A 15108-nucleotide genomic window follows, 5' to 3' on the forward strand; every position below is an offset into this window, starting at 1 on the left:
GCTGGCGGGATATTTGTCTAAGCTTGCTCTTATCTATTGCGCGGCACTAAAGTATGACCTCCACCTTCACCGAACTTCTGTCCGGATAAGTGGGGATGACTGTTCCTTCCAGCAGCTCACCATCCACACGGATTTCCTTGACGCCTGAGCAGACACGGCTGTCGTTCTTCACGGTAATCTCATACAGGCAGCCGCGGAATCTCCGGGCAACCGAGAAGCCTTCCCACGAGGACGGAATGCACGGGTTAACCGACAATCCGGCCAGCACAGGCTTAATGCCCATAATATACTGTGTAGCAGCTACATACATCCATGCCGCAGTCCCGGTCAGCCAGGATACATTCGCCAGGCCAAATCTGTCGGACTCCGGCCCGAACAGGTTCGAGGCATAGACATAAGGCTCCGCTTTGTAGCGCTCTATCCCCGCTTGCTCCATCGCTATGTTCGGAATCAGCTGACGGTAATATTTGTAGGCCTGGTCCCCTCTTCCCAGCATACATTCAGCAATGATCGCCCAGGTATTGGCATGGCAGAACACAGCACCGTTCTCTCCGGTTCCCTTATTGTAGTTCGTCAGGGGGTCTGCGGGATCAGGGAAGTTCGTAATGGACGGATGCAGCTTCTTAATGCCCAGCTCCGTATCCAGAATATCGCGCACACTATCCATGGCCTGCAGCCCTTTGTCAGACTCGGCCATCCCCGACAGGGTCGCCCAGGTCTGGGCATTGAGCCAAATCTGGGCTTCATCATGCTCAGCGGTGCCCAGATAACGCCCGTCATCCATGACCGCCCGCCGGAACCATTGCCCGTCCCAGCCCAGCGTGTTCACGAGCCGCTTCTGTTCCTCATACAGCCTTGCGTAGTCTGCTGTATGCTCAGGATGCCCGGCTGCCGCGGCCAGATCCTTCATCCGCAGGAGCACCGTTCCGAACTGCATCGCTGTCCAGATGCTCTCTCCTCTGCCTTCCCGGCATACCCGGAAGAGCTGGTCATTCCAGTCCGAGCGCAGCATCAGCGGGAAGCCGTTCGGCCCCAGCCTGGAGACGGTGAAGTCGATAGCCCGCTTCAAATGATCATACAGCGGGGCTTCACCCCCGTCATAGAAGGGTAGGCTCTCCTGCAGAAATCCGGCGTCCCCGGTCTCTGCGAGAATGTCCCATACAGCCAGCGCCGTCCACAGGTGATCATCCGAATGGATACTGGTGACCGGGTCCCACCCTTCATTCGGGAAAAAGTAATGATTCACATGCCCGTCCTGATATTGCTGTCCCAGGAGCAGCCGGACTTTATCCTTGGCCGCTTCCGGATCATACGGAACAACAGCCAGGATATCCTGGGCGGTATCCCGGTAGCCTACGCCCCGGAAGGTGCCGGTGGCATAGAACGAAATATTGCGCGAGAAAAGAAAGTTCCGCTGCGACTGGTACGGATTCCAGGTATTAAGCATCCGCTGCGCATCCCGGTCCGGAAGCTCACAGTTCCATGCGCCCAGATAGCTGTCCCAGTTCTCCTTAAGCGCCGCGAAGGAACGGGTAACGAAGTCCGCCTCCCGCGAATGGTCGATGGCCTGCTCAATCTCAGCCTCTGTCATTGCCGTTCCGAGGAAAAAGTTCACGGTACGGGTCTCGCCAGGCGCAAGCCTTACCTGAACCTGCAAGGCTCCGCAGGGGTCTCCCCCCAGAATACTTGAGCCAGTACAGCCTCCCTTCTCTATAGCTGCCGGATTGGATTCACTGCGGTAGCTGCCGATGAACTCTTCACGGTCCCCGTCATAGCCGGCCAGCGGCGCATCCGACATCATGTAGACGAGCGGTGTCTCATCCGGCTTGGGCTGATTTTCTACTCCATATTTATAGATAAGGGCTTCTTTGTCATGATACTGCACGGACACCTGATGTTTGTTGTAGCATTGCCATTGCAGCTCGCGCATGAATTCCATCATGCCAAACTCGGCATAGGCATACACGTTCAGCTCTTTGGCCTCTGTACTATGGTTGGTCAGTGTCAGATTCCAGATCAGCGAGTTCTCGTAAGGTCCGACAAAATAGACGGTCTTCGCCGATACTTCATCCTGTGCCGCTTCAAAGCGGGTATAGCCCATACCGTGGCTGCTCCGCCATTCCTGCGGCTTCTGGAAGGCCGGCTCATAAGTCGGACACCAGTAGCTGCCTGTTCCGGCATCCTGGAGGTAAATATAAGGGCCTGAGCGGTCAGTCGGCAGGTGGAAGAACCGGTAGCGTGTAATCCTCCAGATCTGCGGGGACTTATAAAAAGCCAACCCTCCGCCCGCATGGGACAGCATGGTATGGAAGGTGCCGTTGGATAAATAGTTCAGCCACGGGGTAGGCATATCATGGCGCTTGAATTCCACTTCCTTCGCGTCGTCGCGGAAGGTGAAATACTGGTCCAGCTCTGCAGCGCGGGCAAGCGGACTCCCCACTGGCGCTAACCCGGCAGCCTGGTTACTCTGTGCGCGGCCGGAATGGCCTGCCGGATTCATGGTTCCCGGTTGCTCTGTCATTGGTCTGGCTCCTCTCTATTTAGCCTTGCTCATTGCTCACTTGGGCTCAACCTCATCCATCGTCAGGCGGAACTCCAGATCATTCATATACGTACCGTCCTTGTTCAGGAAAACCATGCCAAAAGCGATATCCTCCCGGCCTCCCCGGACGATGGCAATCAGGCGGTTGATCCCGCTTGTCAGCGTAATCTCCTGTTCCGGTTCGGCCACGAACCGGCCGTTCATGTAAATCTCATAATCACAGGCTGAGTTCACCCGCAGCCGACCGGTCCTTCCCCCACCCGGATTCACGTTGTCTGCCTCCGCCGTCTCCGGCAAGTGCACGAAGCAGCTCAGGAACAGGGGGCGGCCTTCCGGCGCAGGGATCAGCAGGGTTCCGTCTTCGCGCCGTTCTTTTTTCTTCATCCAGCCGTACAGGCCTTCGCCCAGATTGTTCAGAGAGAACGCCGGATCGGTATAGTAGTCCTTCATCGCCTGATAGTCGGTATACGGCGGACAGAACAGCGTCATCGCGGCTTCCACCGCCCATTGTGCATCTCCTTTGTCCTGGAGGAGCAGCTCATCTGTGAAGACGGCTCCGAGGTTGCCGAGGAGGCGGGTGTAGAGCCGCAGGCTTTTGTCGCTGCCCGGGTCTGCCAACAGCTGCGAGCAGATAATGGCTCCCTCTCCAGCCGCCTGCCGGATCACAAAGGCTCCGGGGGCGGTGGCCTTGCGGCGGTTCAACTCAACCAGCGCCAGCCTGCTGTATTCCGCCGTATGCTGCCCGGCGAAGTAATCCTTCCAGGCTGTGCCCTCGACGCTGGTGCACAGCACCTCAGCGCCTTGCACCTCCAGCCTGTGGCTGGCCAGCTCCCGGTTGACCACATCCCGGGGCGAGAGATGCACCTTGTCGAAGCCGAACAGGTCGACAGGGCTGATCCCGCAGACGGCGGCGTGCGTATAGTCCGCCGCCAGATGATAGGTCCCGTGCGGCGCAATATGCACGGGACGGTCCAGCAGCCGGGCCAGTGCCTCCTGCCCGCCGGGCACAGCAGGCAGCACCAGCACTGTGCTGCCGGCCAGGGCTGCCTGGCGCACGGCTTCCGCCGCGCCCGGCCCGTGCAGCAGTCCGGCCTCCACGACGAGGAGGCCGGGGTTCAGGCTGGACAAGCCTGCGGCGCTGTCCAGCCTCTGGCCCTTCAGGCGGAGCTTGCCGAGCAAGGCTTCCGCCGCACTGCCGCTGCGGACCCATACCGCAGCGGACCTTGCCGCAGCGGGCGTCAGCGCGGCGGCGGGCGTGGCTGCGGTGGCGGGTCCTGCGGACCGCGGCGCAGCCGGGAGAGGGGCCGCGTGGACCGCGCGGCCTGCATACTGCAGCAGGCTGCGCAGCAGCAGGCAGGCCTGGGGAATCCGGTGGAGAGGGTCCATAATCTCCAGCTGATTCGCCAGGAACATGCCCGTACCGCAGCTGCGGTACTCCAGCAGCGGCGACCACAGATCGCCGCCGTCTCCGAAATCACCCGCGCTGCATTCCAGCAGCAGGGTGAAATCGCCGGTTACCGGCTTCTCGAATGCTGCCCGGATGATCGGCAGCGGTCCTTCCTCGCGCAGCTCCTCATGCCAATACATCAGGTCCTCCGCTTCCAGACCTTGAAGCACCGGATGCCCATAGTCGCCTGCATGGGCACGGATGAATTCCCTGCGTACCAGCGGGAGCCTGCCGGGGGAGAGGTGAAGCTGTTCCAGCAGCAGCAATCTGCCTCCCCGCTGCACAAATCCTCTCAGCTTCCGGTCCAGCGCCCCGTCCTTATCCTCCATGCGGCTGCCGACAATCAGCAAGGTCCCGCCCGCAAGCCGTTCTACCGCTTCCGGTTCAGCCCGGACCAGCTCAGGCACCAGCGCGTGAATCGCCTGGTAATCCCGGTCAGAGCCTATATAAGCAGCGGGAAGTGCTACCTCTACCGGCTTGGTCTTATAACTACCGGACAGCAGACGGTAGCTTAGATTAAGCTCATGCATCAGCTCGCCGCCATGGAACAACCGGGCAGACAGCACGGCTTCTCCTTCACCTGCCAGTGCTTTTACTACTGCTGGTGCTTTTACTCCAGCTCCTACTTCTACTTCCGTCCCTTCTCCTACTCCAGCCCCTGCCTCCTCCCCTACACCTACACCTACTCCTATTCTTTCGCCATTAACCGGGTCCGGCATCCATTCCAGCCGGATCGTCCGGTGGGCAGCAGGCTCGTGGAGGAAACGGAAGGTCTGGCTATGAACCATACGCCCGGCTTGCCGGACTGTGCATTCGATCGTTACTTCCTGTTCCGCCAGCGTGTCGTTATAGACATCGAAGCTGCGCCGGATCAGGGAGTCATCGAAGAAGCAGCGGTTATATTCGGCGGCTATCAGCGTTACCGGCTTGAAGGCTGCGGCCATAATGGCCCAAGAAGGATTAGGCCTGAAGGCCGGATATTCCTCCGGCAGCAGCCCGTTGTTCAGCGAGAGCGAATAAGCCGGAATCACGGTGGGCTTAGGGCCTGGCGTAGTCAGGTCGGCAGGCGGCAGCTTGATCTCCTGCTCCGGCATCGCCCGCATGAAATAATGGGCAAAGTTAAAGGTAGAGATCCCGGAGACACCCTGCCGCCGCGCATATTCTACGAACAGCCGCTCTTTTTCAGCCAAGCCGACAGCACTGGCATCTGAGTCGCGGTATGCGTCCAGTCCGATATACATGCTGCTGTTCTGCGGACAGATATACCACCAGCCGCCATGCTCGCCAAAGGTCAGCGGAACCTCCCGGTCCCACTGCGCAATCGTGCCGTCAATGTTGTAATGGCGGCTCTCCACCTCTGTCTCTTGCTTGGTGACCAGCCGGTTATCCCCTTCCACCATAATCGGGCGGGTGGAATCAAGAGCCCTCATCAGCTCCATCAGACCCGGGATATGCTGTTTGTAGGTATCCCGGCCGTCCACCCAGCGCATCTCGTTCTGCACGCTCCACAGTATGACGGATGGATGGTTTTTGTCCCGCTGAACCAGCCGCTGCACATGCGCCCGGCAATTGCCGATGAAATCGGGATGTGCCGCATCCATAGTTTTGCCGGACCCGTAGATAGCCGTCTCATCGACAATCAGCATTCCTTCCTCATCGGCAATCCGCAGATAATCGGACGGGTACGGCTCAGCGTGCAGCCGGATGCTGTTAATACCCGCCTGTCTGCACAGGCGGTACCAATTGCGGATGTAATCCTCCGTCTGCTGCATCGCCCCCTGAAAATGCCAGGAATCCCCCCGCAGATTAACGGGAATTCCGTTCAGCATGAACTTCGGGCCTTCGCACCAGAACTCCCGGAAGCCGAAGATATCGGTCCGGCGGTCGAGAACCTCCCCCGCTGACTGTAGCGTAAGCTCCAGCTCATATAGGAAGGGGGTATCGGGGCTCCACAGCCGGGCATTCTGCCACGGCAGGGTAAACCTGGCTCCCTTCCATTCCCGGCTGCTGGTGTTCAGGCATAATTGCCGTCCTTCTCCTGCCTGCGCAGGCAAGGCTTCCGCTTCGGCCTCCGCCTCAAGTACCGGCAGCGGCTGAGTCCCCGGCGCAGGCGGGAACCCGGAGTTCCGCTCCCTGACTCTCAGGAACACCTGCAGCGATTCGGCTGGGGGACCGCCTTCTGCACTGCCTATAAGGGCATCCACTTCCAGCATGCCTTGCCGGACAGAGGTACGGATCGTAAGATCCTCCAGAGACACCTGCGGGTAGCCTTCGAGGAAGACATCCTGCCAGATTCCTCTGGCGATTCTGCCGAACCAGGAGCCGGCCAGTCCGGTGATTTTCTCCTCGCCGGAGGGAAGCACCGTCTGGTCGAAGCTCCCGCAGACCACATGCAGGTGCTGCTCCCGGCCGGGTTTGATCAGCGGGGTGATATCCAGCCGCAGCGGCAGATACCCGTCCTCCCAGACGGCAATCCGCTCGCGGTCCAGGTACACCGCCGCTTTTTGCATAATTCCGTCCAACCGCAGCACAACCCGCTGTTCCAGCATCGCCTCCGGCACCTGAAACATGCGGTGAAGCACACCGGCCTCCGCCGCGTTCCATTCCTCCGGGTACCCGTATACAGCAAACGGCGTGTAATCATAGTCAGCGACTTCCCCGAACTTGCTCCCGGATGGTGTGGGATAGCTGTACCGCCAGCTCGATGGAACCTGTATTTTGCGGGCCTCGTACTGAAGTCTCTCCGGGAGAGCGCGGCTGCGCGGCTGGTCATAGAGCGGCATGAAATCCCACTCACCGTTCAGGCATATGGATGTACGTAACATGTTCATTCTCCTTTTCCTCTGTGGGGAAGCGGGATGCTTAGGACAAGCGTAAGTTTTTTCCAAATGGCTTGGTCTCGCGGCATATCCCCCCACTTATTGAAATGCGGTTCCATCACCTCGCCCCAATGCTCCGGCCGTAGATTCGTGGTGAGCTTGCCGGCATAGGGTGCAGCTTCAACAGTCGCGGGCAGCTCGGAATAAAAGAACAGCAGGTTCTCGTGAAGGCCGATGATTCCGTATTTGTCACCGTCTCCCGGGCGCTCCTCCTGATATTGATAATGGTAATAGATATAGCTTGAGACCTGCTCCGGCTTCAGCGCCGCCAACCTCCCATAGGGAATCCCCGCCCCCTGGTTGCGCTTCCAATGCTGCGCGGAGACCGGCTGCTGATAATGAAAAATATCCATCATTGGCACCCACAACCTGGGATGTTCTCCTCCCGGCCAGCTCTTGAGAATCTCCCCTGCCTCGGGGAACAACTGCTCCGGCTCCATCCGCTGACCGCTGCATTCATAATACAGAAACGACTGCCTGCCGCCCTGAAAAACACTGAGCCCGGAAACGCCCAGCCCGTCCATCCGTCCATTCAGCAACCCGTCCTGTGCGCTCCAAAAAGCTGACGGATCAACGCCCTCCCTGCACTCGGCCCGATATAAACAGCGCTGCATAATTCCCCTCCAACCTATGTCATCTACCTCTTTAGATTAACGCATCCGGCCGGCCGGTTCCTTGACGATCATGCCCTTCTTTAGCATAATAGCGACATGACGAAAGCTGCCTATTTATGTGGGGGAAATGGGACGGGAGTTGGGACGGGGGACGGGAATCGGGGGCGGGCACTGGGATGGGAGTTGGGGCGGTAATCGACCTTACAGTTACTGCAACGAAGCAAGCCCGCCGATACTCCAGGAAGAGATTTAAGCTCACGGATTAGGAAAATGAAGAGTATAAATGCACTTCATTCGGGCGCTGGCGGGGATCCTCCGGAATTGAAGGGGATAAGTACACCTCATTCGCTCCCTGGCGGGGATTCTCCCGGAATGAAAGGTATAAATACACCTCATTCGGACGCTGACGGGGATTCTCGGGAATTGAAGGGTATAAGTACACTTCATTCGAGCGCTGACGGGGATTCTTAGGGAATGAGAGGTATAAATACACTTCATTCGGGCGCTGGCGAGGATTTTCCTGGAATGAAGGGTATAAGTACACCTCATTCGCTCCCTGGCAGGGATTTTCCGGAATTGAAGGGTATAAATACACCTCATTCGCTCCCTGGCGAGGATTTCCCGGGAATGAAGGGGATAAGTACACCTCATTCACTCGTTAGTGTGAATATTCTAGAAATGTGAGGGATTGTGCCTCCTTGAATCTTGAATAAGGACGACGACGCTTCTGAGGGAAAAAAGAACAAGACAGCCAGGGAATCCCGGCCGTCTTGTCTAGGTGGCTACTGTATCTCTTTCCTCCGAATGTTACCTCTGTTTCTTCTACCTCTCAAATACCTCTTACCTCGAGTACCTATTACCTAAGTTACCTAATTACCTCTCATACATCCTTACCACCATAATCCTACCTATTTTTCCCTTCCTAATTCCCCTACCTTCCTCCCTTCCCCACACCCTTATTTACTTATTTACTCACTCACTCACACACTCATTTACTCAATTGCCCCCGGGCGGAGGGCTGCTCCGCGCTTTGCGGTATTCCCCGGGCGTCATGCCTTCGAGCTTCTTGAAGACGCGGATGAAGGACATAGGGTACAGATAGCCCACCCGTTCGGCGATATTCTGTACGGGCTCAGAGGTTTCGGTCAGCAGGCGTTTGGCTTCGTCCATCCGCAGCCGGGCCAGATAATCGACGAAGTTCTCGCCGATTTCTTCCTTGAAGATCCGGCTGAGTGATTTGGTATTCATCGCGAAGCTGTCGGCGGCATGGGTCAGGGAGAAATCGGGATCGGCGTAATGCCGGGCGATATATTCACGCACTTTGTTGGCCAGCGTATACTGCTCCCGGTTCATCCGCAGGCCATGCAGGGCCTCCTCCATCTCACCCAAGGAAGCCAGCAGCTCCCCGTGCAGCTCCTCGATCCATTCAAAGGATTCCGGGGACTGCGGAATGCCGCGCAGCCGCCCGCTGTTCCAGATTGCCTGCATCTCCGGCGGCAGCTCCTGCATCTCCCGGGAGATGCCCGTCTCCAGCAGCTGCAGCAGGCGGACGATATCCTCCTTGGAGTAATTGCCGCCGGCCAGCAGCCCGAAGATCCGCTCCATCAGCGGCCGCCACTCGGCGTTCCCGAGCCGGTACAGCTGGGGAACGGCACCGATAGCCTGCACCAGCACATCCATTCCCTCCGCTGGAGGCTGCGGTCTGCCTTCCGCCGTTGCAGCGTAGACGCGGTCGGGACCGCCGGTGATTTTGCGCTCCAGTGCGGCCGCAGCCTTGCGGTACGCATCCGATAAGCCGCCGAGACCCGGCACTGGTCCGCTGAGGCCGAACGTTGCCGTGAATTTGAGATGCTGCTTCACCCAGGAGCGGGCACTTTCGGCGATGAGCTGCGGCTTCTCCGCATCTTCAGCCGTTGCTCCGGCGGCAGAACGGCGGAAGAGCAGCCCAAGACGGCCCGGTCCAATCCACTCCGTCCAGAGGGCTTCCCCCTCCTTGTCAGCGATCTCCTGAATCACACTGCGGAGCGTGAATTTGAATAAGGCCTGATCACGGGCAGAGTACTCTGCAGCAAAAGCCTCATAGAAATCAATCTCGGCAATGCCCACAACCGCGCCCGCAAATTCACCGGCCATACCAATCCGCTCCGACTCCCGGTTCCATATTTCCGCAGACACCTGCCCGCTGTTCTCCAGCAGCTCCTTGAATAGCTGATTCCGCCTGTGCAGGATGCCTTCAGCCTGCTGCTTCTCATAGCTGTTGGTCTGCTCAATCAGACTCTCCAGCGCATGGCCGATGAAAGAGAATTCATCCTCCTTGCTCTGCGGCTTCCAGCCGAGCGAACGGTCCTCTCCGAACCTGTAAATCCGGCTCATGACCTGCTCAATCGGCCGATAATTCCGGTGGCTGATGTACGTCATGGCCGCAATGCCGCCAACGATAGCCGCAAAGCCCAGAATCGCCCAGACATTGGAGAAGGCCGACAGCAGCGAGAAGGCTTCAGCGCGAGCCATCCCCACCTTGATCGTCCAGCCGGTATAAGCGGACACGCGGCTCACCGCTTGGTTCTCAGTTGTCTGCGGATCAGAGCAGCTTGCCGCCCCTGCAAAAGCCCGCCCCCCGGCATCCTTCAGGCAGATCTCCGTATTGGCCATGTTCATATCCTGAATCAGCGCCTGCAGGGACTGCTTCCGTACGTTAATGACAATCAGTCCCTGCTCACCTGAGAAATAAGGGACCTGCTCCACCAGTGAAATGACCGACTTCGGCTGATCCTCACCGGAGAAAAGCTGCAAATCACGGATTCCGCTCCAGACAGGGCCGCCCGAATTCTTCATGGCAGACTCAATAAAGCTGCGGTCCCCGAAATCCGGCAGACGGGAGGAGAAATGCTGCATTAGCACTTTGCCGTCAGCCGCACGGTATAAATACACCGAGTCGATCATCGGCAGCGGGGACATGAAATCCAGCAGCACCTCCGTCACCCCGTAATCCTGATAGGGGTCAAGCTGCCCGGGGCGGTCGAAATAACTGCTCACCTGATCATCCAGCAGCAGGCTTTTGATCGTCGTCGTCTCCAGATTGCGCAGGGTGGTATCCACGATCTGCAGCACATTCTCTGCGTATACGCCGTTTGCCTTGGCCGTCTGTCTCTCCATCGCTTCATTCAAGGTCAGGAAGAACAGGATAATCAGGCAGAATACTACCGCAAACAGGATGGGCAGATAGGAAAGAATCAGTCGGTACAGCCATTTCTTATGCATCGGTGTCATCCCCTGTAAGTCCAGATGTTGGCTATCGCTTGAGTGATATTGACTACGGGGCCGGATTCATAAGTGTAGTCTGTTCAGTACCCCAGCTCTGTGCTTGCGTTGCGCGAGATCAGCCCGAAGTACCCCGCTTCTCCAATCGCCCCTGCGGCGGTGTCCAGATAGTTAAAGATCTGCACCCCGTCAACCTTCAGGATCAGGCGCACCCCCCCGGATTCTTGAAAAGCGCCAAGCTGAACGCGGCTCCGCTCCCCGAAGGTGATGGCGGTATTCGGAATGGCCGGCCCGCCCAGGCTGGTCAGGCCGTCAATTGTGCCATAGATCACGGTCCGCACCCCTTCGTTGAAGCGGTGCAGCTCAATACCCGATGTCCCTATAACGACCAGGTACATACTACCTGTACTATAGCTCAGCTCCTTGCTCTGGTTGTTAAGCATCAGGGCATACCAGTTGGACGAGGCCGCGCTGTCATTGATCTTCAGATTGAAATCCAGCAGCTCATTCTGATACTTGCGGTTCTGGTAAATGATATGGCCTCCGGGAGCGCGCAGGGTCAGTGTGTCTGCTCCGGTCTCCTTCAGCCCGTTGGCGGTGGCCGATACATACCAGCCGTCCGGGTCCTGCAATTCCGCCATCAGGGTATGATCGTAGGTGCTGGTCTCATTCCATACCTTAACCTCATATTGCCCCTGCGTCACCGTGCCCAGATAACCAGCCGAGAGCGTCAGCGTGGCTGTTCCGGTCTGATGCGCCGTTAACAGGCCGTTACTGCTGACACTGACAATGGAAGGGTCACTGCTGGTATAAGTGACCTCCTCCAGCTCCTCGCGGTTGCCGAACAGCGTCTCGCCATACGGCTCCAGCTGCATATCCGTGCCTGCATGGACATACGCCACATTGCCGTCATGTCCTTCCAGACGGACAGCAGCCAAGGTGTCTCCCACGAATACATCCGCTTGGAGTGTCCGCAGAATGGAGCCGTTAAGGATGCTTACGATAAGCTTCGTCCGCCCCTGGCTGAGTCCGGTCACCTCGCCGGTGGCATTGACCGAGGCCACGGAGGGATCAAGAATGCTGTAATAGAAGCTGCTGGTTGCCTGGCCCAGCGGTCTGTCTTTGCCGTCCATGGCCTGAATGGACACCTGTTCACTTCCTCCGGCTGCCAGCTTGACCGGTGCCAGTCTCCAGCGGCTGACCTGTCCTTCCGCTGCCCCGGCATATTCCGGCTGGAGCCCGGCCTGGTCAATGATCGTCATAGCCGCCTGAGGCCACTCTGCATCCGGCTGGACCGTATTGTTCTCGAACAGGACCTTGCGCCCGTTGTTGGTATACCCGTCCGTGGTGGTATAGTTGTTCACGAAATCCACATCATGGATCGTCGGCACATACGCCATCGCCCAGCGGAGCGGTGAATGCCACAGCGGCGTATCCTTCAGGTCGATCACATTATGCTCAAATTTCCAGTAGGCGGAGCCTTCATCCGTATATAAGGCGGAGTTCCCGTCCATCTGGTTGCGGATGTAATTGCCGGTGACCAGATTTTTCTCAGCCGCTGTGGCTCCGGTAGGTCCAAGACTGTAGATGGCTCCCCCGTCACGCAAGCCCATTCCCATGAGATCATAGATCAGGTTATTCTGAATCTTCACGTTCCGGGTAGCGGCATCGAACAGCTTATCCCAGCCATAGCCGATATGCGTTCCGCTGTAGGGCAGATTGTACATTTCATTATGGCTGATGTCCATATCTACCGGATACCCCGCAGATACGGCGGATGCCGATTTGTAGTCGATGCCGATATCATGAATCACATTGTTCAGCACATCATTATTCTTCATCAGCAGCCTGTGGTCTGCCGGATGGTAGATATTCCGGTCCGCAGAATTCGGCTGCCCCACGTTCAGCGCACTGCCTGAGATATCGTAGAAGCGGTTGCCTTCCATTAAGCTGTTCTGAACGCCGTTCTGCATCCGCACCGCTGTAATGCCAAGCTTGGTGAATTCATTATTGCGGAAATTCACGGTATTGGCCAGCTCCAGCATCACTGCAGCATCGGTCAGCTCATCAGGGATGGACGGATAACGCAGATGGTTATTCTGCGAATCGGAATGTCCTGCTGCCGTACCCGGGCGGTTCCAGGTGGTATACATAAACTTCAGGCCTTCAAAATTCAGATTGCGCACCGGCTCATCAGCCGATATCCCGTACACGGTAGCAAGCTGCTCCAGCACCGGAACTACAACTTCAGCCGTGGACAGATCCTCCCAGGCGCGGGGTTTGTAGTACAACATACCTTCTACCCGGTTGTAGTACCATTCTCCAGGCTCATCCAGCAGCTCAAAAGCATTCTCGTAATACACGGGTACCGTTGCCGAAGTTAATCCCCGGTTGAAGACTGCGCTCCGGCCCGGCTCCTGGAGGCCGATCTGCGCTTTGCCGCCGGATGAAGCTATAGACTCCACCTTGATCCGGGAATTCGTCCACAGCTCGTTGAATACCATTTCCATATCGCTAGCATTGCCCCATCCGACCAGCTCCGTATTATCGGAGGTATAGCCGGTTGCCGTCTTCACCGGATTCACGAGCCCTGCGGCGCTCCGCGCCCGGACCGCCCGGATGCCATCCACGAACAGCTGGCGTGTCATAAGGCCGGTACCGGCATTCGCCCGGTAGATGCCCTTGGTGCTGTCAAACACCGTCCAGCCAGTGACAGGCCGTCCGCCGCTGATGGAAGCCTGCTCCCCGGGGTAGCTGCGGTAAGTGACAAAATACCCGTTCGTCCCTGAATCCTCCGGTGTGAATTCCAGCGGCTCTGTCAGAGTATAGGTCCCTTCCCGCAGATTGACGATGATATCAGAGTCCATATCCTCATTCAGCAGACGAACCGCCTCCTGTGCCCGGGCAACCGTCCGGAAGGGTGCAGCCTCCGTGCCGTTATTGCTGTCGTCCCCGCCAGGGGAGACATACAGCTCTCGGCCGGTTGTACGCCCAGTCACCGTAACGGAAGTCTCAGCGCGCACGCTGCCGGTCTCATCCGTGACGAACACAGTAGTTGTTCCGGCGCTTACACCCGTCAGCTCTCCGTAGCTGTCAATCACGGCAATGCTCTCATCCTCCGTTCCCCACCGGATACCAGTATCCGTATTGTCCTGTGGCGTTACCGAGGCCTGTAACAGCACACGGGAGCCTGCGGGCACCGTCCGCTCCAGCGGAGCCAGCACAATGGCCGTGATCGGATCTTCATACACGGCTACCGTAGCTGTTACCGCCGGAAGCCCCTCATTCGGCTGTGCTGTCACCGTAGTAGCTCCCTGACGGATGCCTGTCACAAGACCGTTGCCATCCACTGTTGCCACCTCTGCATTGCCTGTAGACCAGACAGCGCTCTGATCCGTAGCATCCGCAGGGGTGAACTGGAGCGGCAAGGGCAGCTTGGCGCCTCTGCGCAGCTCATAAGCCGCCTGGGAGAAGGCTGCACTTACCGCTTGTTTGTATCCGCTTACAACAAAATTATCAAAGCCTATCTTGCCTATGCTATCCTTGTAAAACCCTGTGTAGAAAGAGGTTAACGCGCCTCCTTCTGCCATCGGCTCCTTCGTCAGCAGACGGCTGCCGTCAATGGACAGATCGAAGGTATGGCTGCTGCTGTCAAGGGCCAGGCGTACCTCGTACCATACGCCTGCCGAGATCGGCAGCACGGAGGTCCAGGAGCCGGCGCCTTTTTTCATATAGCTGATCGCGCCATTGTTAATGGCGAACTTCACCAGCGGAACAGCGCCGCTCTGCGGGGTGGGCAGGTAGATCACAGCTCCCGTCTGCTCTGCCCGGAACGAATAACTTAACATGCTTCTGTACGTAACATCGGTAACGGATCTGCTTATATTGTAGCTGCTTGCTGTTTTGGCGGCCTGATGAAGCTCCAGCAGCTTGCCGGCATAACCTTCCCAGGCCTGCACAGCCACGCTCACCCCCTGCGGCGGCGTCTTGATCGTCCATCCGGCAGGCTTCGCACCGGGACTATAAGATTCAAAGGTCTCCTCCAGCTTATAATTACTATCCGCCCGGGCCACAGAACCAAGGTCTGCCGGGAGCAGACCCATTAACAGAGCCATAATGATAGCGCATACAAAATACGGTTTCCGACTTGATTTTCTCATAATAGCCACCTTTCCGTATGGAAGCAAGAATGATAATTGTATAATGTACATTTAAAAACAGTGAACAGGAAGGTTTGCCGCTCCTAACTGGTCGAGTAGGCGGGGCCTCTCCATCGTGGATTGCGCCCCTACCCCTCACAGATCCGTACGTGCGCAATTTACGCATACGGCTCTTCACCCCATCGTTCACAGTTGGCCTTAGTCG

At 57.7% G+C, this 15108-nt stretch carries 5 protein-coding genes; all 5 read right to left on the reverse strand.

All coding sequences use genetic code 11. The features are described 5' to 3' along the window. Positions 1-46: 46 nt before the first annotated feature. Entirely contained in the window at positions 47-2521 is a 2475-nt protein-coding gene (locus HQN87_RS27370; RefSeq protein ID WP_173139773.1) for a GH36-type glycosyl hydrolase domain-containing protein, read from the reverse strand. A gap of 36 nt (positions 2522-2557) precedes the next feature. Beyond that, positions 2558-6814: a glycoside hydrolase family 2 protein gene (locus HQN87_RS27375; protein WP_173139775.1), complete on the reverse strand. Its 4257-nt coding sequence runs from the start codon at positions 6812-6814 to the stop codon at positions 2558-2560. Positions 6815-6816: 2 nt separating this feature from the next. Then, positions 6817-7482: a hypothetical protein gene (locus HQN87_RS27380; RefSeq protein WP_254075694.1), complete on the reverse strand. Its 666-nt coding sequence runs from the start codon at positions 7480-7482 to the stop codon at positions 6817-6819. A gap of 996 nt (positions 7483-8478) precedes the next feature. After that, the gene (locus HQN87_RS27385; protein ID WP_173139777.1) at positions 8479-10743 is read right to left on the reverse strand and encodes a helix-turn-helix domain-containing protein; all 2265 of its coding nucleotides are present in this window, start codon (positions 10741-10743) and stop codon (positions 8479-8481) included. Between the two features lie 83 nt (positions 10744-10826). Then, positions 10827-14903 (reverse strand): Ig-like domain-containing protein, encoded by a 4077-nt coding sequence (locus HQN87_RS27390; protein WP_173139779.1) that lies wholly within the window; start codon positions 14901-14903, stop codon positions 10827-10829. Positions 14904-15108 lie beyond the last annotated feature (205 nt).

The sequence above is a fragment of the Paenibacillus tritici genome (assembly GCF_013204885.1).
GTDB lineage: Bacteria > Bacillota > Bacilli > Paenibacillales > Paenibacillaceae > Paenibacillus_AQ > Paenibacillus_AQ tritici.

Excerpts from the sequence above, each read along its gene's own strand:
- HQN87_RS27370 (WP_173139773.1), bottom strand. The coding sequence starts at position 2,521 with ATGACAGAGCAACCGGGAACCATGAATCCGGCAGGCCATTCCGGCCGC.
- HQN87_RS27375 (WP_173139775.1), bottom strand. The coding sequence starts at position 6,814 with ATGTTACGTACATCCATATGCCTGAACGGTGAGTGGGATTTCATGCCG.
- HQN87_RS27380 (WP_254075694.1), bottom strand. The coding sequence starts at position 7,482 with ATGCAGCGCTGTTTATATCGGGCCGAGTGCAGGGAGGGCGTTGATCCG.
- HQN87_RS27385 (WP_173139777.1), bottom strand. The coding sequence starts at position 10,743 with ATGCATAAGAAATGGCTGTACCGACTGATTCTTTCCTATCTGCCCATC.
- HQN87_RS27390 (WP_173139779.1), bottom strand. The coding sequence starts at position 14,903 with ATGAGAAAATCAAGTCGGAAACCGTATTTTGTATGCGCTATCATTATG.